The organism is Variovorax boronicumulans, from assembly GCF_019352895.1.
GTDB classification, from domain to species: Bacteria; Pseudomonadota; Gammaproteobacteria; order Burkholderiales; family Burkholderiaceae_C; genus Variovorax; species Variovorax boronicumulans_A.
Window position 1 is genome coordinate 543071 of record NZ_JAAAFX010000014.1, and the last position, 26097, is coordinate 569167.

14 protein-coding genes are annotated in these 26097 nt (G+C 67.4%); 9 read left to right on the top strand and 5 right to left on the bottom strand.

Features of this window, described 5'->3' with window-relative positions:
* From K0H49_RS28960 to K0H49_RS28975, 4 genes are all read left to right on the top strand, one after another.
* Complete coding sequence (locus K0H49_RS28960) at positions 1-14697, top strand: hypothetical protein (RefSeq protein ID WP_257625275.1); 14697 nt, start codon at positions 1-3, stop codon at positions 14695-14697.
* Between the two features lie 32 nt (positions 14698-14729).
* Positions 14730-15623, top strand: coding sequence for an OmpA family protein (locus K0H49_RS28965; RefSeq protein WP_219220127.1), 894 nt, complete (start codon positions 14730-14732; stop codon positions 15621-15623).
* Positions 15620-16396 carry a winged helix-turn-helix domain-containing protein gene (locus tag K0H49_RS31010; protein WP_219220130.1) on the top strand — a complete coding sequence of 259 codons (777 nt, stop codon included), beginning with the start codon at positions 15620-15622 and terminating at the stop codon, positions 16394-16396. Before K0H49_RS28965 ends, K0H49_RS31010 begins: the two co-directional genes overlap by 4 nt.
* Positions 16397-16563: 167 nt before the next feature.
* Complete coding sequence (locus tag K0H49_RS28975) at positions 16564-16809, top strand: hypothetical protein (RefSeq protein WP_219220132.1); 246 nt, start codon at positions 16564-16566, stop codon at positions 16807-16809.
* A gap of 125 nt (positions 16810-16934) precedes the next feature.
* Here K0H49_RS28975 and K0H49_RS28980 read toward each other — a convergent pair whose 3' ends face one another.
* Positions 16935-17474, bottom strand: coding sequence for a hypothetical protein (locus K0H49_RS28980; protein WP_219220134.1), 540 nt, complete (start codon positions 17472-17474; stop codon positions 16935-16937).
* 612 nt (positions 17475-18086) lie between these two features.
* Between K0H49_RS28980 and K0H49_RS28985 the strand changes: the two genes are divergently transcribed.
* Positions 18087-19118, top strand: coding sequence for an AraC family transcriptional regulator (locus tag K0H49_RS28985; RefSeq protein WP_219220135.1), 1032 nt, complete (start codon positions 18087-18089; stop codon positions 19116-19118).
* 262 nt (positions 19119-19380) lie between these two features.
* Positions 19381-20373 carry an AraC family transcriptional regulator gene (locus tag K0H49_RS28990; RefSeq protein ID WP_219220137.1) on the top strand — a complete coding sequence of 331 codons (993 nt, stop codon included), beginning with the start codon at positions 19381-19383 and terminating at the stop codon, positions 20371-20373.
* 36 nt (positions 20374-20409) lie between these two features.
* On the opposite strand, the gene K0H49_RS28995 is transcribed toward K0H49_RS28990, so the two are convergent.
* Genes K0H49_RS28995 through K0H49_RS29005 form a run of 3 tightly spaced genes read right to left on the bottom strand, consistent with a single transcriptional unit; the run spans position 20410 to position 23270 of the window.
* Positions 20410-21384, bottom strand: a complete 975-nt coding sequence (locus tag K0H49_RS28995) for a thymidylate synthase (RefSeq protein WP_219220139.1) — start codon at positions 21382-21384, stop codon at positions 20410-20412.
* A 36-nt stretch (positions 21385-21420) separates the two neighbouring features.
* A complete protein-coding gene (locus K0H49_RS29000) occupies positions 21421-22842 on the bottom strand; it encodes an FAD-binding oxidoreductase (RefSeq protein WP_219220143.1) in 1422 nt (473 codons plus the stop codon).
* Complete coding sequence (locus K0H49_RS29005; protein ID WP_219220145.1) at positions 22839-23270, bottom strand: DUF2069 domain-containing protein; 432 nt, start codon at positions 23268-23270, stop codon at positions 22839-22841. Before K0H49_RS29005 ends, K0H49_RS29000 begins: the two co-directional genes overlap by 4 nt.
* A 104-nt stretch (positions 23271-23374) precedes the next feature.
* Here K0H49_RS29005 and K0H49_RS29010 point away from each other — a divergent pair, with 104 nt between their 5' ends.
* Positions 23375-24592: a YihY family inner membrane protein gene (locus K0H49_RS29010; RefSeq protein WP_219220411.1), complete on the top strand. Its 1218-nt coding sequence runs from the start codon at positions 23375-23377 to the stop codon at positions 24590-24592.
* On the opposite strand, the gene K0H49_RS29015 is transcribed toward K0H49_RS29010, so the two are convergent.
* Complete coding sequence (locus tag K0H49_RS29015) at positions 24582-24920, bottom strand: Mpo1-like protein (protein ID WP_219220147.1); 339 nt, start codon at positions 24918-24920, stop codon at positions 24582-24584. The two genes, K0H49_RS29010 and K0H49_RS29015, sit on opposite strands and share 11 nt — an antisense overlap.
* A gap of 109 nt (positions 24921-25029) precedes the next feature.
* Between K0H49_RS29015 and K0H49_RS29020 the strand changes: the two genes are divergently transcribed.
* Positions 25030-25419, top strand: coding sequence for a thioredoxin family protein (locus K0H49_RS29020; protein ID WP_219220148.1), 390 nt, complete (start codon positions 25030-25032; stop codon positions 25417-25419).
* A 13-nt stretch (positions 25420-25432) separates the two neighbouring features.
* Positions 25433-26095, top strand: coding sequence for an NAD-dependent epimerase/dehydratase family protein (locus K0H49_RS29025; RefSeq protein ID WP_219220150.1), 663 nt, complete (start codon positions 25433-25435; stop codon positions 26093-26095).
* Positions 26096-26097: the final 2 nt, after the last annotated feature.

The following is a 26097-nucleotide window of genomic DNA, read 5'->3' on the forward strand; positions in this document are numbered from 1 at the left end:
ATGAATTCGAAGGCCTCGAACACCAACGCACTGGCGGCAGGCAACACCGCCAATGCCGCCGGCAACAGTGCCTTGGCGGTCGGCGCGAACACCCTTGCCAGCCTTGCCAACACGGTGGCGGTCGGCAACAACGCCAGGGCAACCGGCGGCAATGCGCTCTCTGTTGGCAACGCCTCCGCGGCGTCCGGCACCGACTCCACGGCAGCAGGCCCCAGTGCCGCGGCTTCGGGCGGGCAGAGCGTGGCCGTGGGCGTGAACTCGACGGCGTCCAACACCAGCGCGGTCGCAGCAGGCAATGGCGCCACTGCATCCGGCAACAGCGCCGTGGCCGTGGGGGCCGCCGCGCAGGCGACCAATGACTACGCATCGGCCGTCGGCCCCACCGCCACCGCTTCAGGCGTGCAGAGCCTGGCGGTCGGCTACCTGAGCAAAGCGACCAACCTCAATACGGTCGCCTTGGGAACGGGCGCCAACGCGGGCGGCAGTTCGGCGGTCTCCATTGGCGACGGCTCGCAGGCCGCGGGCACGCAGGCCGTGGGCGTGGGCTATTTCAGCAAGGTCAGCGGCAACAACTCGGGCGCGATCGGCACCAACAACACCGTCGCGGCCAACAACGCCTTTGTGATGGGCAACAACATCTCGGTCGGCGCCGGCCTGGCCGGCACCGTGGTGCTCGGCAACGGCTCGGCCGCCGTGGCCGCGGCGCCCGTGACCAACGTCGTCCTCAACGGCACCACCTACAACTTCGCCGGCACCGCGCCTGCCAGCACGGTCAGCGTGGGGGCGGCGGGGACGGAGCGCCAGATCACCAACGTGGCGGCAGGCCGCGTGAACGGCAGCAGCACCGATGCGGTCAATGGCAGCCAGTTGAATGCGACCAACCTGGCGGTGACCAATCTCGCGACCAACGGTGTGCCCACCAAGTACTTCAATGCCAACTCGAGCGGCGCGGACAGCGTGCCCACGGGCGCCAACAGCATCGCCATCGGGCCGGATGCCGTGTCGGGGGGGGCGAACTCCATGGCCGCAGGTCAGGGCGCGCGATCCGCCGGGCAGCTTGCGGTAGCTGTCGGCCCCAATGCCAACGCCAGTGCCTTCGGTGCCAGCGCCCTGGGCGTGAACAGCAAGGCCATTGGCGGCAGTGCCACGGCCCTGGGCAACAGCGCCGTTGCAGCCGGTAACAGCGCAGCGGCCTTGGGCGAAGGCTCCAACGCAACGGGCACCAACGCGGTGGCCGTGGGTGCCAGCGCCAAGGCGAGCAGTGACTACGCGCTGGCCGTCGGCCCCAGTGCCAATGCCAGTGCCTTCGGTGCCAGCGCCATGGGCGTCAACAGCAAGGCCACTGGCAACAGTGCTGTCGCTCTGGGCAATGGTGCGAGTGCGTCCAATACCAACGCCATGGCCCTGGGCACCAGCGCCGTCGCATCCGGCGCCAGCGCATTGACCGCGGGCGAAAGCAGCACGGCCACCGGCAGCCGGTCCGCAGCCTTCGGCAACACCGCCAGAGCGCTGGCTGACGACACGCTGGCCGCCGGCTCGAGCGCCAATGCGTCAGGTCTTCAGAGCGTGGCGATCGGCTTTCTGACGACGGCCACCAAAACCAATGCGGTGGCGTTGGGAGCGAGTGCCGATGCGACCGGTGCCGCTGCGATCGCCGTAGGTGCGGGTGCGGGTGCTTCGGGTGGCACCAGCGCTGCCTTCGGGGTCAACAGCGTCGCCTCCGGCGACCAGAGTGTGGCGGTCGGCTCCAATGCCAATGCCAGTGCCTTCGGTGCCAGCGCCATGGGCGTCAACAGCAAGGCCACGGGGGGCAGTGCCACCGCCCTGGGCAACAGCGCCGTTGCAGCGGGTAACAGCGCCGCGGCCTTGGGCGAAAGTGCCAACGCAACGGGCACCAACGCCGTGGCCGTGGGTGCCAGCGCCAAGGCGAGCAGCGACTACGCGCTGGCCGTCGGCTCCACCTCCAATGCGTCCGGCTTGCAGAGCCTGGCGGTCGGTTATCTGAGCAAGGCGTCCAACGCCAATGCGGTGGCGGTGGGACCGAACGCCAAGGCTTCCGGTGCCACCAGCGCTGCGCTGGGGGGAAACAGCGCGGCTTCAGGCGACCAGAGCGTGGCGCTCGGCGCCAATGCCAATGCCAATGGCTTCGGTGCCAGCGCCCTGGGCGTCAACAGCAACGCCATTGGCGGCAGCGCCACCGCCCTGGGCAACAGCGCCAGTGCAGCCGGCAACAGCACGGTGGCCTTGGGCGAAAGCGCCAAGACGAGCAGCAACTTCGCGCTGGCCGCCGGCGCCTCCTCCAATGCGTCGGGCCTGCAGAGCCTGGCGGTCGGTTACCTGAGCAAGGCTTCCAACACCAATGCGGTGGCGGTGGGTGCGGGCGCCAATGCGGCCGGCAGCAGCGGGGTCAGCGTGGGCGCGAACTCCGCCGCCCGCCTCGACAACGCGGTGGCCGTGGGCAATAACGCCAACGCCGCGGGCAGCAACTCCTCAGCGCTCGGCAATGCCTCCGCGGCGTCCGGCGCCGACGCGCTCGCAGCCGGCGCCAGTTCCACGGCCTCCGGCGCGCAGAGCGTGGCAGTGGGCATCAACTCGAAGGCGTCCAACACCAGCGCGCTGGCCTTGGGCAACAATGCCTTGGCATCGGGCACGCAGTCGATCGCCATCGGCAACGGCGCGCAGGCCACGGGCACGCAGTCGTTGAGCGTGGGCACGGGCAACAAGGTCAGTGGCAACAACTCGGGTGCCTTCGGCGACCCGAACACTGTGACCGGCGCGGGCTCGTATGCGTTCGGCAACAACAACACCATCGCGGCCGACAGGGCCTTCGTGATGGGCAACAACGTCTCGGTCGGCTCCAGCCTGACCGGCGCCGTGGTGCTGGGCGATGGCTCGGCGGCCGTGGCTGCCCAGGCGACCACGGGCACGACGATCAATGGCATCGGCTACGCCTTCGCGGGCACCGCACCCACCAGCACGGTGAGCGTGGGCGCTGCCAATGCGGAACGCCAGATCACCAACGTGGCCGCGGGCCGGCTGAGCGGCACCAGCACCGATGCGGTCAACGGCAGCCAGCTGTTCGCGACCAACCAGGCGGTGAACAAGCTCGTGACCAACGGCGCGCCGACCAAGTACTTCAAGGTTAATTCGGTGGAGGCCGACAGCGTTGCGGCGGGTGCGGAGAGCGTGGCCATCGGGCCGAAGGCTGTGGCCGGTAGCCAAAATTCCATCGCGATGGGCAACAACGCCAATGCCAACGGCATCGGGGATGTGGCCATCGGGGCCAACAGCACTGCGGCCAATGGGGTGATCTCTGGAACGGGGCAGTTGCTTCGAGGTGTGGCCATTGGTGAAAACAGCAGCGCAGCCGGCGGTGTGGCCGTGGGCGAGAAAGCCAATGCGGGGCTGGGTTCCACTGCGCTCGGCAATGGTTCTGTGGCAGCGAACGGCGGGATTGCGCTGGGGGTAAGGACGGATGCGCCAACCAGCGCTATGGGGACCTACTCGGTCGCTGTGGGCATACTCGCCAATGCAAGCGGCGATCAAAGTATGGCGGTCGGCGCCGCGAGTGTGGCTTCGGGCGACTTTTCGCTCGCTGCCGGCTCCGGTTCCATAGCTTCTGGTAACCGATCAGCCGCTGTTGGCGTGAACGCCAATGCCTCTGGTCTCAGTGGCCTTGCGGCGGGTGATCGGGCCAGTGCATCCGGTGTCGGTGCCGTTGCGGTCGGTTTTCTTTCGAATGCCAGCGCCGAAGGATCCGTGGCTCTTGGGGCAGTCAACGCCGTCAGCGGAGAAAGCTCCAGCGCCGTCGGGAACCTGAACAACGTTTCGGGCAACAACGCTGCTGCGCTGGGCTACCAGAACAACGTGGCATCGAACAACGCCTTCGTGCTGGGCAACAACGTCACGGTCGGCACCGGCCTGGACGGCGCCGTGGTGCTGGGCAACAACTCGAAGGTGGCGGCGGCGCAGGCCACCACGGGCACGACGATCAACGGCAAGGCCTACACCTTTGCGGGTACGACGCCCGCCGCGGGCGATGTGGTCAGCGTGGGTGCAGTGGGTGCGGAGCGCCAGATCACCAACGTGGCCGCAGGCCGCGTGACCGCGGGCAGCACGGATGCGGTCAACGGCAGCCAGCTGTACGCAACCAACACCGAGCTGAGCAACGTCGGCGCGGTGGTGACCAACATCACCAATGGTGGCGGCATCAAGTACTTCCGTGCGCAATCGACCGCGGCGGACAGCCTGGCGTTGGGCACGGACAGCGTGGCGGTCGGGCCGCGGTCTGTGGCCAGCGGGACGGATTCGATCGCCATGGGCACCAATGCCAATGCCAGTGCCTTCGGTACCACCGCTCTGGGCGTCAACAGCAACGCCACCGGCGGCAGTGCCACCGCGCTGGGCAACAGCGCCACGGCCAGTGCCAGCAGCACAGTGGCCGTGGGTGAAAACGCCAAGGCGAGCAGCAACTTCGCGCTGGCGGCCGGCGCCTCGGCCAATGCATCGGGCCAGCAGAGCGTGGCGGTCGGTTACCTGAGCAAGGCTTCCAATACCAATGCGGTGGCGGTGGGTAGGGGGGCCAACGCCTCCGGCGCCACCAGCGCTGCGTTCGGGGGCAACAGCGCGGCTGAGGGCGACCAGAGCGTGGCGCTCGGCGCCAATGCCAATGCCAGTGCTTTCGGTGCCAGCGCCGTGGGTGTCAATGCCAAGGCTTCTGGTGGGTCTTCGATCGCCATGGGAAACGGCGCGAATGCGTCCAACAACAGCGCCATGGCCATGGGCACCAACGCCAATGCATCCGGTAACAGCTCAACGGCTTTGGGCGAAAGCAGCAATTCAACCGGTCTCAGGGCAGCGGCCTTGGGCAATAGCGCCAGGGCGCTGGCTGACGATGCACTGGCAGCCGGCTCCAGCTCCGTGGCCTCGGGCGAAAAGAGCGTCGCCGTGGGCTTCAACTCGAAGGCGTCCAACGCCAGCGCGCTGGCCTTCGGCAACAATGCCATGGCATCGGGCACGCAGTCGATCGCCATCGGCAATGGATCGCAGGCCACGGGCACGCAGTCGTTGAGCGTGGGCACGGGGAACGTTGTCAGCGGCAACAACTCGGGTGCCTTCGGCGACCCGAACACCGTGACTGGCGCGGGCTCGTACGCCTTCGGCAACAACAACACCGTCGCGGCCGACAGGGCCTTCGTGATGGGCAACAACGTCTCGGTCGGCTCCAGCCTGACCGGCGCCGTGGTGCTGGGCGACGGCTCGGCGGCCGTGGCCGCGACGCCCGTGACCGGCGTCACGATCAATGGCAGCGGCTACGCCTTCGCCGGCACCACGCCCACCAGCACGGTGAGCGTGGGAGCTGCCGGTGCGGAGCGCCAGATCACCAACGTGGCTGCGGGCCGCCTGAGCAACACCAGCACCGATGCGGTCAACGGGAGCCAGTTGTTCGCGACCAACCAGGCGGTGAGCAAGCTTGTGATCAACGGTGCGCCCACCAAGTATTTCCATGCCAACTCGGCGGAGGCCGACAGCGTTGCCTATGGCGCGGAAAGTATCGCGATCGGGCCGAAGACTGTGGCGGTGGGAGCGAATTCGGTGGCCATGGGCAACAACGCCAATGCCAACGGCGTCGGAGCGATTGCCATTGGGGGCAACAGCGTAGCCAGCAACTCGCTCAGTACGATCACGGGTCAAGAGCTCCGTGGTCTTGCCATCGGTGAAAACAGCAGTGCAAGTGGCGGTGTGGCTGTGGGCGAGAAAGCCACATCGACCTTGGGCGGCACCGCGCTCGGCAATGGGACCGTGGCGGCGAATGGCGGGATCGCGCTGGGGTCGGTCGCGGAAAGTCCGACCCGAGCAACGGGCCTTCACTCGTTCGCTGCAGGCGCGGGTGCCAACGCTTCAGGCGGTCAAAGCGTGGCCATGGGGGATTCGAGTACGACGTCTGGTGCTCTCGCCATCGCCCTCGGTGTCAACGCGAAGGCAAGTGCCTCTGGGTCCGCGGTCATCGGGGCAAATAGCGCTGTCAGTGGGGTCGCCGCCACCGCGGTCGGTGTCTTGAACAACGTCTCGGGCGACTTCTCCTCTGCGGTGGGTTACAAGAACGCGGTGGTCTCCAACAATGCCCTCGTGCTAGGCAACAACGTCACGGTCGGCACCGGTCTGGATGGTGCCGTGGTGCTGGGCAATAACTCGACGGTGGCGGCCGCCCAGGCCGCCACGGGCACGACGATCAACGGCAAGGCCTACACCTTCGCGGGCACGATGCCGGCTGCGGGCGATGTGGTGAGCGTGGGCGCGGTGGGCGCGGAGCGCCAGATCACCAACGTGGCCGCAGGTCGCGTGATCGCGGGCAGCACGGATGCGGTCAACGGCAGCCAGCTGTATGCGACCAATACGGAACTGAGCAACGTCGGCACTGTGGTGACGAACATCACCAATGGCGGCGGCATCAAGTACTTCCATGTAGGCAAATCGAGCGGTGCGGACAGCCTCCCCACGGGCGCCAACAGCATCGCCATCGGACCGGATGCCGTGTCGGGTGGATCGAGCTCCATGGCGGCAGGTCCTGGCGCGCGGTCCGGAGGGAACGTTGCGGTGGCGATTGGCTTCAATGCGAATGCCAGCGGCTTCGGTTCCAGCGCCATGGGCGTCAGGGCCAATGCCAGCGGTGCCGGTGCCATGGCCATTGGCTTCGAAAGCCAGGCCGCTGGTGAGTCTTCGATCGGCATGGGTGAAAGCGCCAATGCATCCGGTAGCAAGTCGGCAGCCTTTGGCCTCAGCGCCAATGCAACGGGCGACAACGCGCTGGCAGCCGGCACCAGTTCCACGGCCTCGGGTCAACAGAGCGTCGCCGTGGGCTTCAACTCGAAGGCGTCCAACACCAGCGCGCTGGCCCTTGGCAGCAATGCCGTGGCATCGGGCACGCAGTCGATCGCCATCGGCGACGGCTCGCAGGCCGCAGGCACGCAGGCGGTGAGCGTAGGCCTCGGCAACAACGTCAGCGGCAACAACGCGGGGGCGATCGGCGGCAACAACACCATTGCGGCTGCCAACGCCTTCGTGCTGGGCAACAACGTCACAGTCGGCTCTGGCCTGGACGGCGCGGTGGTGCTGGGCAACAACTCGAAGGTGGCGGCCGCACAGGCCACCACCGGCACGACGATCAACGGCAAGGCCTACACCTTCGCGGGCACGACGCCGGCGGCGGGCGATGTGGTGAGCGTGGGCGCGGTGGGCGCGGAGCGCCAGATCACCAACGTGGCCGCAGGTCGCGTGATCGCGGGCAGCACGGATGCCGTCAACGGCAGCCAGCTGTACGCGACCAACACCGAGCTGAGCAACGTGGGCGCGGTGGTGACCAACATCACCAACGGTGGCGGCATCAAGTACTTCAAGGCGAACTCGACCCGCCCTGACAGCATTGCCTCGGGCGCCAACAGCGTGGCCATCGGGCCGGATGCCGTGTCGGGTGGCTCGAGCTCCATTGCGGCAGGACCAGGCGCGCGATCCGGGGGGCAGGTCGCGGTGGCGCTGGGCTTCAATGCCAATGCCAACGGCGTCTCTGCCACCGCCATTGGCTACGAAAGCAAGGCCACTGGGGAGTCCTCGATCGCCATGGGCGAAAGCACCGGTGCAGCTGGTATCAGGTCAACAGCCTTAGGCTTCAGCGCCAATGCGACGGTTGACGACGCGCTGGCAGTCGGTACGAACGCGAATGCCTCCGGCGTACAAAGCGTCGCCCTGGGGAACAACTCGAAGGCGTCCAACACCAGCGCGCTGGCCTTCGGCAGCAATGCGGTGGCATCGGGCACTTCGTCGATCGCCATCGGCAACGGCTCGCAAGCCGCAGGCACGCAGGCGGTGAGCGTGGGTCTCGGCAACAACGTCAGCGGCAACAACTCGGGGGCGATCGGCAGCAACAACACTGTCGCGGTCACCAACGCCTTCGTGATGGGCAACAACGTCACGGTCGGCACCGGCCTGGACGGCGCTGTGGTGCTGGGCAACAACTCCACGGTGACGGCCTCGAACCCGACGGCCAATGCAACGGTCAACGGAAAGAGCTACACCTTTGCTGGCTCTGCACCCGCGGCGGGCGCTGTGGTCAGCGTGGGTGCGGCGGGTGCAGAGCGCCAGATCACGAACGTGGCTGCAGGCCGCCTGAGCGCCACCAGCACGGATGCCGTCAACGGCAGCCAGCTGTACGCGACCAACACCGAGCTAAGCAACGTGGGCTCGGTGGTGACCAACATCAGCAATGGTGGTGGCATCAAGTACTTCAAGGCGAACTCGACCTTGGCGGACAGCCAGGCCCAGGGCCTGGACAGCGTGGCGATCGGACCGAACGCGGTGGCGAAGAACGCGAGCGACGTGGCGCTGGGCAATGGCTCGGTCACGGACACCGCAGTGGCGACCACGGGCGCGACGATCAACGGCAAGGCCGTGACCTTCGCAGGCAGCGCTCCAACCAGTACGGTGAGCGTGGGAAGTGTCGGTTCGGAACGCACCATCACCAACGTCGCTGCCGGCCAGCTGACCGCCAGCAGCACGGACGCCGTCAACGGCAGCCAGCTGTACGCGACCAACACGGAGCTGAGCAACGTGGGCTCGGTGGTGACGAACATCACCAACGGCGGCGGCATCAAGTACTTCAAGGCCAACTCGACCTTGGCGGACAGCCAGGCTCAGGGCCTGGACAGCGTGGCGATCGGGCCGAACGCGGTGGCGGCCAACGCCAACGACGTGGCCCTGGGCAGTGGCTCGGTCACTGACACCGCGGTGGCGACCGCGGGTGCGACCATCAACAACAAGGCGGTGACTTTCGCGGGCAGCGCGCCAACCAGCACGGTGAGCGTCGGTGCAGCAGGTGCAGAGCGGACCATCACCAACGTGGCCGCAGGCCGCCTTACCGCCAGCAGCACGGACGCCGTCAACGGCAGCCAGCTGTACGCGACCAACACGGAGCTGGGCAACGTGGGCTCGGTGGTGACCAACATCACCAACGGTGGTGGCATCAAGTACTTCAAGGCCAACTCGACCTTGGCAGACAGCCAGGCCCAGGGCCTGGACAGCGTGGCGATCGGCCCGAACGCGGTCGCGACCAACGCGAGCGACGTGGCGCTGGGCAATGGCTCCACCACGACCGCCGCGGTCCAGACGGCGGGTGCGACCGTCAACGGCAACACCTACACCTTCGCCGGTGCTGCGCCGACCAGCACGGTCAGCGTCGGCAGCGTCGGTGCAGAGCGCACGATCACCAACGTGGCCGCAGGCCGCCTGAGTGGAACCAGCACGGACGCCGTCAACGGCAGCCAGTTGTATGCGACCAACACGGAGCTGAGCAACGTGGGCTCGGTGGTGAACAACATCAGCAACGGTGGTGGCATCAAGTACTTCAAGGCGAACTCGACGCTGGCGGACAGCCAGGCGCAAGGCCTGGACAGTGTGGCGATCGGGCCAAACGCGGTGGCGACCAAGGCGGGTGACGTGGCGCTGGGCAGTGGCTCCACCACAACCGCCGCGATCCAGACGGCGGGTGCGACCGTCAACGGCAACGCCTACACCTTCGCAGGTGCGGCGCCGACCAGCACGGTCAGCGTCGGCAGCGTCGGCGCAGAGCGGACCATCACCAACGTGGCCGCAGGCCGCCTTACCGCCAGCAGCACGGACGCCGTCAACGGCAGCCAGCTGTACGCGACCAACACGGAGCTGAGCAACGTGGGCTCGGTGGTGACCAACATCACCAACGGTGGTGGCATCAAGTACTTCAAGGCCAACTCGACCTTGGCAGACAGCCAGGCCCAGGGCCTGGACAGCGTGGCGATCGGCCCGAACGCCGTGGCCAAGAACGCGAGCGATGTGGCGCTGGGCAATGGCTCGGTCACGGACACCGCGGTGGCGACGACGAATGCTGTCGTCAATGGAACGACCTACAACTTCGCCGGCAACGCACCGACCAGCACGGTCAGCGTCGGCAGCGTCGGCGCAGAGCGGACCATCACCAACGTCGCCGCCGGCCAGCTGACCGCCAGCAGCACGGATGCGGTCAATGGCAGCCAGCTCTACGCGACCAACAACGAGCTGAGCAACGTGGGCTCGACGGTGACGACCATCACCAATGGTGGTGGAATCAAGTACTTCCGAGCGAACTCGACGCTGCCAGACAGCCAGGCTCAGGGTCTGGACAGTGTGGCGATCGGGCCGAACGCTGTGGCCAAGAACGCGAGTGACGTGGCTTTGGGCAATGGCTCGGTCACGGACATCGCAGTGGCCACGACCGGCGCGACGATTAACGGCAAAGCTGTGACCTTCGCGGGGAGCGCTCCGACCAGCACAGTCAGTGTGGGAAGTGCGGGCGCGGAACGCACCATCACCAACGTGGCAGCAGGCCGCCTGAGTGGTACCAGCACGGACGCCGTCAACGGCAGCCAGCTGTATGCGACCAACAACGAGTTGTCGAACGTCGGTAGCACCGTGACGACCATCACCAACGGTGGCGGCATCAAGTACTTCCGCGCGAACTCGACGCTGGCTGACAGCCAGGCCCAGGGTCTCGACAGCGTGGCCATCGGCCCGAACGCCGTGGCCAAGAACGCAAGCGATGTGGCGCTGGGCAATGGCTCCGTCACAGACACCGCGGTGGCGACCGCGGGTGCGACGATCAACGGCAAGGCCGTGACCTTCGCGGGCAGTGCTCCGACCAGCACGGTGAGCGTGGGAAGTGTCGGTTCGGAACGCACCATCACCAACGTGGCAGCAGGCCAGCTGACCGCCAGCAGCACGGATGCGGTCAATGGCAGCCAGCTGTATGCGACCAACAACGAGCTCAGCAACGTCGGTAGCACGGTTACTACGATCACCAATGGCGGCGGCATCAAGTACTTCCGTGCCAACTCGACGCTGGCAGACAGCCAGGCCCAGGGCCTGGACAGCGTGGCGATTGGTCCGAACGCGGTGGCTAAGAATGCGAGCGATGTGGCGCTGGGCAACGGCTCGGTCACGGACGCCGCGGTGGCGACGACTGGCGCGACGATCAACGGCAAGGCGGTGACCTTCGCGGGCAATGCGCCGACCAGCACGATCAGTGTGGGCAGCGTGGGTGCAGAACGCACCATCACCAACGTCGCCGCTGGCCAGCTGACCGCCAGCAGCACGGATGCGGTCAATGGCAGTCAGCTGTATGCGACCAACAACGAGCTGTCGAATGTGGGCTCGACGGTGACGACCATCACCAACGGCGGTGGCATCAAGTACTTCCGTGCCAACTCGACGCTGGCCGACAGCCAGGCCCAGGGCCTGGACAGCGTGGCGATCGGTCCGAACGCGGTGGCCAAGAATGCGAGCGACGTGGCGCTGGGCAATGGCTCGGTCACGGACACCGCAGTGGCGACCACGGGCGCGACGATCAACGGCAAGGCCGTGACCTTCGCAGGCAACGTTCCGACCAGCACGGTGAGCGTGGGCTCGGTGGGTGCAGAGCGGACCATCACCAACGTGGCCGCAGGCCGCCTTACCGCCAGCAGCACGGATGCCGTCAACGGCAGCCAGCTGTACGCGACCAACACGGAGCTGAGCAACGTGGGCTCGGTGGTGACCAACATCACCAACGGTGGTGGCATCAAGTACTTCAAGGCGAACTCGACGCTGCCTGACAGCCAGGCGCAAGGCCTGGACAGTGTGGCGATCGGGCCGAATGCGGTGGCCAAGAACGCGAACGATGTGGCCCTGGGCAATGGCTCTGTCACGGACACCGCGGTGGCTACCACGGGTGCGACCATCAACGGCAAGGCGGTGACCTTCGCAGGAAATGCGCCGACCAGCACAGTCAGTGTGGGAAGCGCCGGTGCGGAACGCACGATCACCAATGTGGCCGCAGGTCAGTTGACCGCCACGAGCACGGATGCCGTCAACGGCAGCCAGCTCTACGCGACCAACAACGAGCTGAGCAACGTGGGCTCGACGGTGACCAACATCACCAACGGTGGCGGGATCAAGTACTTCCGAGCCAACTCAAGTGACAACGACAGCCAGGCGCTGGCTCTGGAGAGCGTGGCGATCGGGCCGAAGGCAGTGGCCAACCACGTGGGTGATGTGGCACTGGGTGCTGGATCGACTACGGACACCGCAGTCCAGACGGCGGGCGCGACGATCAACGACAAGGCCGTGACCTTCGCAGGCACTGCGCCGACCAGCACGGTCAGCGTGGGAAGTGTTGGTGCCGAACGCACGATCACCAACGTGGCCGCAGGACAACTCACCGCGAGCAGCACGGACGCCGTCAATGGCAGCCAGCTGTACCAGACCAACACCGAGCTGAGCAACGTGGGTACGACGGTGACCAATATCACCAACGGTGGCGGGATCAAGTACTTCCGAGCCAATTCGAGCGGCAACGACAGCCAGGCGCTGGCTCTGGAGAGCGTGGCGATCGGGCCGAACGCGGTGGCCAACAACGTGGGTGATGTGGCGCTGGGAAGTGCTTCCACCACAACCACAGCGGTCCAGACAACCGGTGCGACCATCAACGGCAACGCCTACACCTTCGCAGGTGCGGCGCCGACCAGCACGGTCAGCGTGGGCAGCGTCGGTGCGGAACGCACCATCACCAACGTCGCCGCGGGCCGCCTGAACGCCAACAGCACCGATGCCGTCAACGGCAGCCAGCTGTATGCGACCAACGAGGAGCTGACCAAGGTCGGGACGACGGTGACCAACATCAGCAACGGTGGTGGCATCAAGTACTTCCATGCCAAATCGAGCGGCGCCGACAGCCTGGCCCAAGGCCAGGAGAGCGTGGCGATCGGCCCGAATGCGGTAGCCGTCGGTGCCGGCGATGTGGCGCTGGGCAACGGCTCGAAGGCGAACGGGGCCACGGGCACGACCGGCGCGACCATCAACGGCAACGCCTATACCTTCGCAGGCAACGCGCCCACCAGTACGGTGAGCGTGGGTGATGTTGGAGAGGAGCGCACGATCACCAACGTGGCGGCGGGCCGCCTGAGCGGCAGCAGCACGGATGCAGTCAACGGCAGCCAGCTGTTCGCGACCAACATCGAAGTCGGCCTGATCGGCACGACGGTGAAGAACATCAACAACGGCGCAGGCATCAAGTACTTCCACGCCAACTCGAGCGCTGCCGACAGCAAGGCCTCAGGCAGCGACAGCGTGGCCATCGGCCCGAACGCGGTGGCTAACAGCAACGGCGGCGTGGCCTTGGGTGCAGGTTCCGTCGCCAACACGAACGCGGGTGTCGCTGGCTACATTCCCCCATCGGCAAGCGCCAGTGCGGTGAACGCGATCAACGCGACGACCGGCACGCAGGGGGCGGTCTCGGTAGGGGATGCGGCCAACGGCATCTTCCGCCAGATCAATGGCGTCGCCGCCGGCACGGCCGACAGCGATGCGGTCAACGTGGCGCAGCTCAAGGCGATCAGCCAATCGGTCGCGACGGCCGGCGACAAGTGGATCGTCGGTTCGCCGACGAGCTACAAGGCACCGACCTCGGTCGGAACCGACAGCACGGCGGTGGGTTCGGGTGCATCGGTGACGGCGGACAACGGCGTCGCCATGGGCACCGGTGCGTCGGTGACGGCGGACAAGAGCGTGGCGCTGGGCAACGGCGCAACGGCTTCGACGGCCAACAGCGTGGCGCTGGGCAACGACTCGAAGACCTCTGCCGCAGTTGCCAGCACCAGCGTGACCCTGCAGGGCACCACCTACACCTTTGCCGGCAGCGCGCCGGTGGGCGTGGTCAGTGTCGGCAGTGCGGGCGCAGAGCGTCAGATCACCAACGTGGCAGCGGGGCAACTCAACGCCAACAGCACGGATGCGGTGAACGGCAGCCAGCTCTACGCGACCAACACGGCGCTCAACAACATCCAGGGCGGCGCCGGCATCAAGTACTTCCATGCCAACTCGGCAGCGGCCGACTCGAAGGCCGATGGCGCGGAAAGCGTGGCTGTCGGACCCCAGGCCGTGTCGACGGGCGCCGGTTCCGTCGCCATGGGCAACGGTGCCAAGTCGAACGCCGCCAACAGCGTCGCATTGGGCGCAGGCTCCACGGCCGACCGGACCGGCATGGCCGGCCAGAAGGAACTGTTCTCCAACACGGTGGTGAACTCGACGCAGGGCGCGGTGTCGGTCGGCAGCGCGGGCAACGAGCGCCAGATCACCAACGTGGCCGGCGGCACCGAGGCCACCGATGCGGTGAACGTGCGACAGCTGCAGTCCGTGAAAGCGGGCAGCGTGCAATACGACACCAACGCCGACGGCTCGGTCAACCAGAACAGCATCACGCTGGGCGGCTCGAACAGCAGCGCGACCGCGATCCACAACGTGGCGGCGGGTGTGGCCGGCACCGATGCGGCCAACGTCGACCAGGTCAAGCAGATGGGCCAGGAGGCGAATGCCTACACCGACCTGCGGTCGAACCAACTGCGCGCCGACATCCAGACCACAGCCAAGGATGCAAGCGCCGGTACCGCAGGTGCGATGGCCATGGCGGGCATGCCTCAGGCGTCGATTCCCGGCAAGAGCATGTGGACGGCAGGCGCTGCCGCCTACGACGGCCAGGCTGCGATCGCGATCGGTGTGTCCAAGCTGGCGGACAACGGGCGCTGGGTCATCAAGTTCAGCGGCTCGGCCAACTCGCGCGGCAAGACCGGCGTGTCGGTCGGCGCGGGCTTCCACTGGTAAGCCGACTCCATCCACGCAAGGACGACATCATCATGAAAAACAAACTGCATCGTCTCTCCCTCGTCGCGCTGGGCATGGCGGCTGTGCTGGCCCTGCCGGCCTGTGGCACCTCGTCGGTCAGCCGCGGCATCACCGACGGCGGTACGGCCGCCGAGGTGGTCTTCCCGAGCCCAGAGAAGGACGCCTGGCTCAAAGAGGGAACATTCCCCAACCTCGACAACCTGCGCGCGGTAGGGCCCGGCGCGACCAAGGACCAGCTGTACGACCTGCTGGGCAGGCCCCATTTCCGTGAAGGCCTGGCGGGGCCGCGCGAGTGGGACTACATCTTCCACTTCCGCCGGCCCGACGGCAGCGTCGCGACCTGCCAGTACAAGGTGATCTTCGACAAGAACTTCGAGGCGCGGAGCTTCCTCTGGTCGCCTGCCGGCTGTGCCGATGTGCTGAAGCCCGCGGCCGCGCCCGCGCAGGCGCCGGTGGCCGCGGTGGTGCCGGCCGCGCTGCCGGTGGCGCCGCCGGCCCCCGTGCCCGCGGCCCCGATGCCGCGCAGGGTGACGCTCGACGGCGACAGCCTGTTCCGTTTCGACAAGAGCGCGGCCGAAGACATGCTGCCCGAGGGGCGGCGCCAGGTCGCGGCGCTGGCGGCCAGCATTCAGAGGAACTTCAGGTCGCTGCGCGAGATTCGCATCACCGGCCACACCGACCGCCTGGGCGGCGACGCCTACAACGACACGCTGTCGCGGGCGCGTGCGAACACGGTGCGCGAGATGTTCGTGCGCGAAGGCATCCCGGCGCAGCTGATCCGCACGCAGGGCATGGGCAAGCGGCAGCCCGTGGTGAATTGCGCCGGCACCCGGAAGAACGACGCTTTGATCAGTTGCCTGCAGCCCAACCGGCGGGTGGAGATCCAGGTCGACGGTGCGCAGTGACCGTGTACGGCGTTCAAGCACACGCAGAAGGCGGCGCGCCGCTGGGGCGCATCGCCATCGTGGACGCGCGGGAGCGCTCGCGGGCCAATGCCCGGCGAGCGGTGCGGCGACTAGGCTACGAAGCGGAGGTCTACGAGAGCGTCGGGGAGATGGCGCGTCGCATGCAGGGACCAGCGCGGCTCGCCATGGCCTTGCTGGCCGGCGCGAAAGACAGCGCGGCCTCCGCTGCACAGATGGCGGAGCTGCGTGCGCTCCTCGGCCCCTCGGTGCCCACGCTGCATCTGGTGCCGAAGAACCAGCTGCACGAACTGGCATCGCTGTGCCACCAGACCCCGGACGAGATCTTCGGTCGCCTCACCGCCTTCAGCGAGCTGTCCAGTCTCCTGCGGGTGTACATGCGCAACGTGCACCTGCGCGTGCCCGACGTCGATTGGGAATGGGAGCGCTACCGGTTCCTGCCCATGATGAATGCGGTGGCGTTCGGCGACTGCACGGTCGAGTTGCGGACCGACGAGTTCGATCTGGCGACCGAACTGTTCCGCCACACGGGCCACACGCTCACGCGCCAGCAGCTCTGCATGGCGATCTGGGGGCACGACGGCCACGACAAGTCGCGCTCGCTGGATGCCTGTGCATCGCGCCTGCGCCGGGCCTTGCAGCTTGAAGAGAATGGGTGGAAACTGCGGGCCGTTTGGGGTGCGGGCTATCGATTGGACGGGCCTTCACAAGGATCCACGAGATCCTTGGAGGTGCCGGATTTCGAAGTGTCCTAGTCGACAACGACAGAGGAAGGGGACGCGCAGAAAATGAACCAGAAAAAGAACCGCGGACAAAGCGGAGCCAGGAAAGCTTGCACGCCCGGCTTGCCCTCGTGCGACACGGATTGCCGAACCCGCCCGCGATGCCGCCCGGAAGCTGTCCCCCAGCGGGTGGAGCGGCGATGGGGCGCTATCTCCTGACTTTCATCGTGCTCGCGGCGTTTGCCCCGGGCGCCATCTGCCTCTTCCTGATGGCGCGGGGCACGCCTTCGGACCCTCTGCGCGGGCCCGCACTGTCCCGGGCAGCGCGGCCGATGGCAGATGCCGCGCGAACCGAGCCGCCGCCCGTCAGCGCGCTGGGCGACGACGTGCCGGCCTGGGTCCGGCGCGCGGAGAAGGCCGCGAAGCCGCGAGGCGACGGCGGTTGACGCGCTGGCGCGTTCGTGGACAGGGTTGGCAGTGACCACCGCGGACCGTGGCCACGGCCGACAGGGACGTGGAGGCTATTGCGTGTCGCGTCGGTGCGCTGGTTCCTGAGGGGAGCGAGCGCGAATCACCGTGCGTCCGGGCCGCCAGCCGGATCATCGGCTGCGGCCGCCATCGCCATCGCGAGCAGGCCCATGAGGTGTTCGCCCACAAGCTCCTTCTCGAAGGCGCTGCTCAGTGTCTCGAGTTCTTCCCATGCCCAGGTGCGAAGGTAGGCGGACAGCGGTGCCATCCATTGGTCGTCGGCTTCGAATCGGCGCGCGATCGCTGCGGGCGTGTGACCGAACCAGCGCGCGGCCCATCGCGCCGACAGGCCGAGGGTCCAGGCGGTCGGAAGGGGATGCATGCGCGGACTCGTCTCGCGTTCTGGATCGATGAGCAGCAGCCGGATTCCCTCGGCCGTCCCGACGCAGCGACCCTGCCGCTCCGACGAGGTTGCGTACCGACGCCACAGGCGCACGCCACCCAGCGCAATGCCAGGGCCGCGCGCCTCGTCGACGGGGCCTTGACGCTCGCCAGGTCGCGAGACCACGGGCGTCGACAGGCCGGATCGGCGGGCCGACGAGGTGGTCGCAGCATCGGCTTCATGGGCAGAGAGGGCGCTCACCTTGGGCCTTCTTCGTGTGACAGATATCTTCCTGAGGCAAGGTGCGTGCCCGGATGTCGCCGGTTGCCGGAGCTGACGCCCAGGCTTCGAGGCGGCTGCGAAAGCTGCTTGATTTCATTGAGGAATCTGCTGCCGGATTGCACTGTCTCGGCGGCACTCGCATCGCGCGCGGATGTGGCGGGGCATGTTCCGTTCCCGCTCTACGTAACGCCCCTTTCAGGTAACACGCGCCACATCGACGGCGGCATTGCGCGGTGATTTGATGGGCTCCCGGAGCGGGTCCCTGCGTTGCATGCCGTGCGCCGTGGCGGCAAAAGTCCAGCGAGGACATCTGCCGTCGATCGCGGCGGCTCGGCTTTCGTGCATTGCTAGACAGCTGTGCGTGAACTTCATAGAGCCGGTTCCTTTTTTTCAACTCAGGAATTTGTCTCAAACGCTAACGTTCCTCAAACTCCCGCTACAGAGTGGCATCGGATGACCACAACGCCGGGAGACGTCATCCAGACGGCCCGGCCATTGGCCTGTGAAATCTTCCCAGGGGATGCCCTTTGCGGACACCCCGAGGGAAGTCGCCGTAGGGGTTCTTCAGACCGAATTTCCAGGCTTGCTTTCATGTCCGACACGCCTTTGCATGTGCATCAGTTCGATACGGATTTCCTGGAACGAAAGCACAGGTTCTCCTACTGGGCCGATACCTTCTCCGGCAGCGTCGGCTACGCGGGTCTCGAGAGCCCCAGCCGAGACGACTTTCATCAACGCCTCTCGATCCTGGAGGTGCCTGGCGTGGCCCGCTTCCAGCGGCACCAGGGCAGCGTGATCTCGGTGCGCTCGGAGCCCGGGCAGGTGGAGCGCGTGGAGGCCTATCCCCTCTACCTGATGCTCAAGCTGGGCAACGGCGCCACGTCGATCGCACAGGGGCGCGAGGCGCTCATCGAGACCGGGGACATGGTGCTGCTCGACGCCAGCAGGGGCATGCAGATGCGCGCGCACCAGGCGGTGAACTCGCTGGTGATCGGCCTGTCGGCGCCGCTCACGCAGCGCTGGATTCCCGGCGGCCGCGACTCGGTGGGGCTGCGCCTCGATGGCGCCAGGGGATGGGCGGGCGTGCTGTCGGCCTACCTGCGATCGCTGGACCTCCATCAGGTCGAGGGCATCGAGCGGCCTCTCGAGCGCGCGCTGATCGGCGAGCACATCCTGTCGATGCTCTCGTTCACGCTGGAGCAGCGCGGGCTGATGAGCGGCGGAGAAACGGTGTCGTCGCGGGATCACCTGCTGCACGGCCGCATGCGCAACTGGATCCGCGACAACTACAGCAATCCCGCGGTCAGCGCGTCGATGCTGGCGGACCATTTCAACGTCTCCGTGCGCTATGTGCACAAGGTGTTCTCCATCGCGGGTCGCGGCGTGACCTTCCGGGATGCGCTGCAGTGCGAGCGCCTCGACGCCGCGTTGCGCATGCTGCGCACGGCCGCCAATTCCAACACCTACATGGCCCAGATCGCCTACCGCTGCGGCTTCTCCGACGCAGCCTACTTCGGCCTGGTGTTCCGAAAGGTCTTCGGCTGCACGCCCCGCGCCTACGGGCGGAAGTTCCTGGGCGAGGGGCCGGCGGACGACGAGGTGTCCGCCGCAGAGCTTTCCTGAGCGAGGGCCTGCTTCGGCAGGCCGAGGACGCGCTGCGCCGCACCGTGCCGGCCTTCCTCGCATGGGGCCGCCACCGCGATGCGCCCCCCTGTGCCCTGTGGCGCATGTGCGACATGCGCCCTGGGTCGACTCCCGTTCCCAGTCGGGGTGTTTTCGTTCATGATCTCGCGCTCGGCGCTGTCCGATCAAGACAGCGCACGCCAGAAAAGCCGATGCCACAGAAGTGTCGGTAGACGAGATCCGTCACTCAGGGAGAGAAGCGATGACCATCGCAGGAGAAGCAGACGCCGATATCTTTTCGGCACCGTACGGCGTTGTTCCGCGAGGGCGCGCCGATCCACCAGACACCGGCTTTGTGGCGCAGGAGGCGCTGCAGGCCTGCGCGGCCCGATCCGGGTGCCCCACCGTCGATCTGGGGGGCATGTCCTTCATGCGCATTCGGGGCGGCAGCGTCGAGGCTTGCCAGCACGCCTTGATCGAGCTGCGCGAGAAGAAGCGAAGGTTCTCGCTCCAGCTGCTGGCCGTCGTGCACGGCGAACTCACGGCCGTCGGGCCCTCGGGGCGCAGCCTCACGCTGGCGGCCGGCGACATGGCGCTGCTGGAGGCCGGCGAGGGCATGAGCCTGCTGTCGCTGCAGCCCATGGATGCCTGGGTCGTCGACCTGTCGGAAGCCGTGATCGCGCGCTGGCTGCATCCGGTGCCGACCGGCATGTCTCGGCTCGCGGGCGACAGCGGATGGGGCCGCTTGCTCTCCACCTACCTGCGCAACTGGGCGTTCGAGACCCTGAGCGCGCTCAGCAGTTCCTTCGAAAAGGAGCTCGTCGGCGAGCATGTGATGTCCCTGCTTTCGCTGGCACTGGCGCAAGGACGGGACGGCGCGCCCATCGTTTCCGCGCGCGATCGACACATGTACCTGCGGATGCGCCAGTGCGTGCGCGACAACCATGCCGACACCGAGTTCGGCGTGGCCGCGCTGGCGGCCCGGTTCGGTGCGTCCACACGCCACGTGCACCGCGTGTTCTCCAGGGCCGGCGGCGGGGAGTCCTTTCTCGACGCCGTCCGGCATGACCGCCTCGACGCCGCGGCACGGCTGTTGCGTGCCCCCATGGACGGCGGCGCGCAACAGGTCTCGGTGGCCGAGATCGCCGCGCGCTGCGGCTTCTCCGATCCCGGCTATTTCGGCCGTGTGTTCCGCAAGAAGTACGGCCACTCGCCGAGCGAGTTCGCCAAGAAAAACTTCAAGGCGCCGCGCTGAGCCTGCGGCGGCACCGTCGCGCTGAAGCGGCGGTGCTCAGACCGCCATCGCCGCCGTCAGCGGCGCATGGTGCTCATAGCCCTCGAGCGTGAAGTCGCTGGGCAGCACCTTCTCCAGCCACTCGGGTTCGTAGACGCCGGTGTCCTTGTACGAGGGCACGCGTGACGAGAGCTTCAATTGGGGCGCGGCAAAGGGTTCGCGCTTGAGCTGCTCCTGCAGCATGTCGACGTGGTTCTCGTAGATGTGCACGTCGCCGATGAAGTAGGTGAACCACTTGGGCGTGTAGCCCGTGAGCCGGCCCACCAGGTGCAGCAGCGCCGCGCCCTCGGTCAGGTTGAAGGGCGTGCCCAGGCCCACGTCGTTGCTGCGGATGTAGAGGCACAGCGAGATCTCGCCCTTGGCCTTGTTCGGCAGGAACTGGTAGAGCAGGTGGCAGGGGGGCAGCGCCATCTCCTCGATCTGTGCCCAGTTCCAGCCGTGGAACAGGATCCGGCGGTCGGAGGGGTTCTCGATGATCGTGTCGAGGCACAGTCGCAGCTGGTCGACGGCCTTGTACAGCAGCACCTTGGTGCCCTCGTCGCCATCGTCGAAGGTGGCGAGCTGGCGGTAGCCGCGGGAATTGGCATCGTCGATCTGGCGGGTCTGGTGCGCGGGCAGCGCCTTGTAGGCCGGCCAGTCGCGCCACTGCACGCCGTACACCGGGCCCAGGTCGTCGGTGCCCAGGCGGTAGGGGTTCTCCAGCCAGCGGGCGTTCTCGTTGGCGTTCTGGTCCCAGACCTTGCAGCCCAGTTCGCGGAACTCAGCCGCGTTGCGGGACGCGCGCAGAAAGCCCACGAGTTCGCCGATGGCCGTCTTGAAGGCCAGCTTCTTGGTCGTGACGGCCGGGAAGCCTTGCGTGAGATCGAAGCGCATCATCGCGCCCGGCAGGCTCAGGGTGCGGATGCCGGTGCGGTTCTCCTGCCAGCTGCCGTTGTCGAAGATGTCTTGGACGAGGTCGAGGTACTGTTTCATGGCTTGGCTATTCTGCAGCGAGGGCGGTTTTCGCGCTCAGGCGCGCAGCACGCGCCCCGGGTTCAGGATGTTTTTCGGATCGAGCCCCAGCTTGATGGCCCGCATCATGCCCAGCGCCACCGGCGACTTGTGCTTCTCGAGCTTGTGCACCTTGAGTTCGCCGATGCCATGCTCGGCCGAGAAGGAGCCGCCGAATTTTTCGACCGCGTCGTAGACCAGCGTGTTGACGCGTTCTTCCTCGTCGCGCAGGAAGGCGCGGGCATCGCCCTCGGCCGGCGCCTGCACGTTGTAGTGCAGGTTGCCGTCGCCCAGGTGGCCGAAGTTGACCAGCCGCACGCCCGGGATTTCGCGCTGCAGCAGCGCGTCGGTCTCCTGCACGAAGGCCGGGATGCGCGACACCGCGATCGAGATGTCGTGCTTGATGTTCAGGCCTTCCTCGGCCTGCGCCAGCGGAATGCTCTCGCGGATGTGCCAGAGCTGGTGCGCCTGCGAGAGGTTCTCGGCCACCACCGCGTCGGTCACGCAGCCGTCTTCGAAAGCCGTCTCGAGCAGCGCCTCGAAGCGCGCGCGCGCATGGTCCTCCGATTCGCTGTCCGAATTTTCCAGTAGCACGCAGTAGGGCACGGCCTCGTCGTCGACGAAGGGCACGCGCAGCTGCGGCATGTGCTTGTCGACCAGGCTCAGCGCGAACTTGCCCATCACCTCGAAGCCGGTCAGGCCCGCACCGAGCTGCTTGTGCGCCAGGCCCAGCAGCGTGACCGCATGGTCGAGCGAGGGCACGGCGGCCCAGGCCGTGAGCTGGGCCGCAGGCAGCGGGTAGAGCTTCATGCTCGCGGCGGTGATGATGCCCAGCGTGCCTTCGCTGCCGATCAGCAGGTCGCGCAGGTCGTAGCCGGTGTTGTCCTTGCGCAGGCCGCTGGTGCCGTCCCAGATCTCGCCTTGTGCCGTGACGATTTCCAGGCCCAGGCACAGGTCGCGTGTGTTGCCGTAGCGCACCACCTGTGTGCCGCCAGCGTTGGTCGCGAGGTTGCCGCCGATGGTGCAGCTGCCCTCGGCCGCCAGGCTCAGCGGAAACAGGAAGCCGGCCTTCTCGGCAGTTTCCTGCAGGGTCTGCAGGATGCAGCCGGCCTCGACCGTCATCGTGAGGTTGGCTTCGTCGATGCCGCGGATGGCGTTCATGCGCTGCAGGCTCAGCACGACCTGCGTGCCGCTGGCATCGGGAATGCCGCCCACGGCCAGGCCGGTGTTGCCGCCTTGCGGCACCAGCGAGCTGCCGGCCGCCGCGCAGGCCTTGACCACCTCGGCCACCTGCTGCACGTTGGCAGGCCGCACCACGGCCAGCGCCTTGCCGCGCGCGCGTTTGCGCCAGTCCTGTTCGTAGGCGGCGAGGTCGCCGTCGGTGAGCACATGGGGGGCGCCGAGGATGGCGCGCAGTTGGTCGATCAGGGCAGTGGTCATGGGATGGAAGTCTCCGGCAGGGCGGCTGCTTGCGCTGCCTGGGTCGCATGGGCGTTGCGCAGCCGCAGCCGCACGTGCAAGGCGCATGCGACGAACAGCGCCAGGCACAACAGGATCTCGATGCCGGCCAGTACGCGGCCGGTGGGCAGGGCGTCGCTCCAGGCGCGCACCACGCCCTCGGTGAAGTACAGCCAGATCATCAGGCTGACCCAGCGGTAGGTGTACATGCGGTTCTTCATCAGCCCCGCGAGCGGCACCACCAGCGGCAGCACCTTGAGCGCGAGCCACGAGCCGCCCGGGCGCAGCGGCGCGAGCCACATCTCCCAGGCCAGTCCGAGCACGATCAGGCCGACGAGGCTGCCCACGGCCAGCCAGCGGGTGGCAGCGACGGAGGAAGAAGAGACGGGGGGCGGCGGAGTGGATTTCATTGGGTAGGCGCCGCGGAACCGGCTGGGCCGGGCCGCTGGCGTCGCGCCCTCGAAGGGGCGGGCGCACGCGACACGAAATGCGCGAAGACATGGGGGAGTTCCATATGATACCGGCCATGAATCGTCGGCAATGGTGGAGGGACCTTTCGCATTTCCCGTGGCGCAACACCGCGGCCGTGCTGGGCGAGCGTTTCCGTGAAGACCGGCTCGGCCTCACGGCCAGCAGCTTGACCTTCACCACCACCATCGCGATGGTGCCCTTCTTCACGGTGGCGCTGGCGCTGTTCACGGTGTTTCCGATGTTCGCCAAGATGCAGGGTCGGCTGCAGCGCTGGCTGATCGAGAGCCTGATCCCCGACAACATCGCGCGCCAGGTGCTGGGCTACCTCAACCAGTTCGCCAGCAAGGCCAGCGGGCTGGGCATCGCCGGCCTGATCGTGCTGCTGATCACCGCCATCGCGCTGATCCTGACCATCGACAAGACGCTCAACAACATCTGGCGCGTGCGAACACCCCGGCCCTTCGCGCAGCGGGTGCTGATCTACTGGGCCGCGATCACGCTCGGGCCGCTGATCCTGGCGGTCAGCCTGTCGACCACTTCCTATGTGTTCTCGGCCTCGCGCGACGTGGTGGGCGGCGCGATGGTCAAGCTGGTGTTCGACGGCTTCGAGTTCCTGCTGCTCGCGGCCGGCATGGCCTCGCTCTACCACTACGTGCCCAACACCCACGTGCGCTGGGCGCATGCCTGGGCCGGCGGCCTGTTCGTGGCCGCGGCCATCGAGATCGCCAAGCGCGTGCTGGGCTACTACCTGAGCCTGGTGCCGACCTATTCGGTGCTCTATGGCGCCTTCGCCACCTTCCCGATCCTGCTGGTCTGGATCTACGTCGCCTGGGTCATCGTGTTGCTGGGCGCGGTCATCGCGGCCTACCTGCCCAGCCTGCTGACCGGCGTGGCGCGCCGCGGCGGCACGGCCGGCTGGCCGATGCAGCTCGCAATGGAGGTGCTGCAGCATCTGGCGCGCGCCCAGGCCGAGCCTGCCAAGGGCAGGGGGGCGACCGAGCTGGTGACGCGCATGCGCGTCGACGCGCTGCAACTGGCGCCGGTGCTCGAGACGCTGGTGGCGCTCGACTGGATCGCGCCGCTGGCCGAGGAGCCGGCGGACGACGATCCGCGCTACGTGCTGCTGGCCGATCCGGCCACGCCCATGGCACCGCTGCTCGAGGCCTTGCTGATCCCCCGGGCCGAGCCGCTGGCAGGACTTTGGCAGCAGGGCCCGTTGCACAGCCTGCGGTTGGGCGACGTGCTGGTGGTCAGAGGCTGACCTTGCCGCGCCAGATGTCGCGGTACATCGCCCAGTCGCCCATGAAGGAATAGAGTGGCCGCTTGAAGGAGGCCGGCTTGTTCTTCTCGAAGCCGAAATGGCCCACCCAGGCGAACGCGTAGCCGGCGAGCAGGCCGGCCAGCAGCCACCAGGGGTTCAGCGTGGCCACGGCGGCGGCCACGCAGAGCAGGGAGATCGTCGAGCCCGCGAAATGCAGCCGCCGGCAGCTGCGGTCGGCATGCTCGCTCAGGTAGAAGGGATAGAACTCGGCGAAGCTCTTGAAACGGCGGGGATCGGCGGCAGATGCCTTGCCAGTCGTGGTGTTCATGTGCGTCTCCTGGAGGCCGCCGCGCAGGGCGCGAAGGCCTTGTCCATAATAGCCACGACCTCCCGGCCGCACCATCCGGCCTTCCGATCACCTCATCGATGCATCCGTCTTGAGCGCCCTGCCAGCCACCGCCACCACCGCTTCCGCCGCGCCCGCCAGCGACGCGCCCTGGGTCGTGTGCCTGTGCGCCGAATGGTGCGGCACCTGCCGCGACTACCGGCCGCTGCTCGCGCAGGTGGCGCGCGCCCATCCGCAGTTCCGCTTCGCCTGGGTCGACATCGAGGACCATTCGGAGATCGCCGATGTCTTCGACGTCGAGACCTTCCCGACCCTGCTGGTGGCCGGGGCCGACGGCACGCGCTTCCTCGGCCCCTTGCTGCCGCACGCCGAGACGCTCTCGCGCATGCTCGACGCGCTGCAGTCGCCCAAGCCCTCGAGCGCCGACGTCAGGTCGCTGCTCGCGGTGCTGAACCAGCAGCCAGACACCTTCGCGGTCTGACCGGAGCCCTCCCATGAACATCCTGATCTTCGGCGCCACCGGCATGGTGGGGCAGGGCGTGCTGCGCGAATGCCTGCTCGCGCCCGATGTCGACAGCGTGGTCACGATCGGCCGCAGCGCCACCGGCCAGCAGCATCCCAAGCTGCGCGAACTGGTGCACAAGGACCTGTACGACTACGGCGCCATCGAATCGCAACTGCAGGGCTTCGACGCCTGCTTCTTCTGCCTGGGCGTGTCGTCGGCCGGCATGAAAGAAGACGCCTACCGCCGCATCACCTACGACCTCACGCTGGCCGCGGCCACGGTGCTGGCCCGGCTCAACCCGGGCATGACCTTCACCTACGTCTCGGGCACCGGCACCGACAGCAGCGAGCACGGCGCCAGCATGTGGGCGCGGGTCAAGGGCGCGACCGAGAACGCGCTGTTGCGCCTGCCCTTCAAGGCGGCCTACATGTTCCGCCCCGGCATCATCCAGCCGCTGCACGGCGCGCGTTCCAAGACGCCGCTGTACCACGCGCTCTACGTCGTGCTCTCGCCCCTGCTGAGCCTGGCCGGCCGGATCTGGCCCGACCAGCTCACGACCACCGAGCGCGTGGGCCGCGCGATGCTGGCCGTGGCCCGGAACGGCGCGCCCAAGGTCTGGCTCGAGCCCAAGGACATCAACGCGCTGGCCTGAGC

Excerpts from the sequence above, each read along its gene's own strand:
- K0H49_RS28960 (WP_257625275.1), top strand. The coding sequence starts at position 1 with ATGAATTCGAAGGCCTCGAACACCAACGCACTGGCGGCAGGCAACACC.
- K0H49_RS28985 (WP_219220135.1), top strand. The coding sequence starts at position 18,087 with ATGTCCGACACGCCTTTGCATGTGCATCAGTTCGATACGGATTTCCTG.
- K0H49_RS28990 (WP_219220137.1), top strand. The coding sequence starts at position 19,381 with ATGACCATCGCAGGAGAAGCAGACGCCGATATCTTTTCGGCACCGTAC.
- K0H49_RS29025 (WP_219220150.1), top strand. The coding sequence starts at position 25,433 with ATGAACATCCTGATCTTCGGCGCCACCGGCATGGTGGGGCAGGGCGTG.
- K0H49_RS29000 (WP_219220143.1), bottom strand. The coding sequence starts at position 22,842 with ATGACCACTGCCCTGATCGACCAACTGCGCGCCATCCTCGGCGCCCCC.
- K0H49_RS28965 (WP_219220127.1), top strand. The coding sequence starts at position 14,730 with ATGAAAAACAAACTGCATCGTCTCTCCCTCGTCGCGCTGGGCATGGCG.
- K0H49_RS29005 (WP_219220145.1), bottom strand. The coding sequence starts at position 23,270 with ATGAAATCCACTCCGCCGCCCCCCGTCTCTTCTTCCTCCGTCGCTGCC.
- K0H49_RS28975 (WP_219220132.1), top strand. The coding sequence starts at position 16,564 with ATGGGGCGCTATCTCCTGACTTTCATCGTGCTCGCGGCGTTTGCCCCG.
- K0H49_RS29010 (WP_219220411.1), top strand. The coding sequence starts at position 23,375 with ATGATACCGGCCATGAATCGTCGGCAATGGTGGAGGGACCTTTCGCAT.
- K0H49_RS29015 (WP_219220147.1), bottom strand. The coding sequence starts at position 24,920 with ATGAACACCACGACTGGCAAGGCATCTGCCGCCGATCCCCGCCGTTTC.
- K0H49_RS28995 (WP_219220139.1), bottom strand. The coding sequence starts at position 21,384 with ATGAAACAGTACCTCGACCTCGTCCAAGACATCTTCGACAACGGCAGC.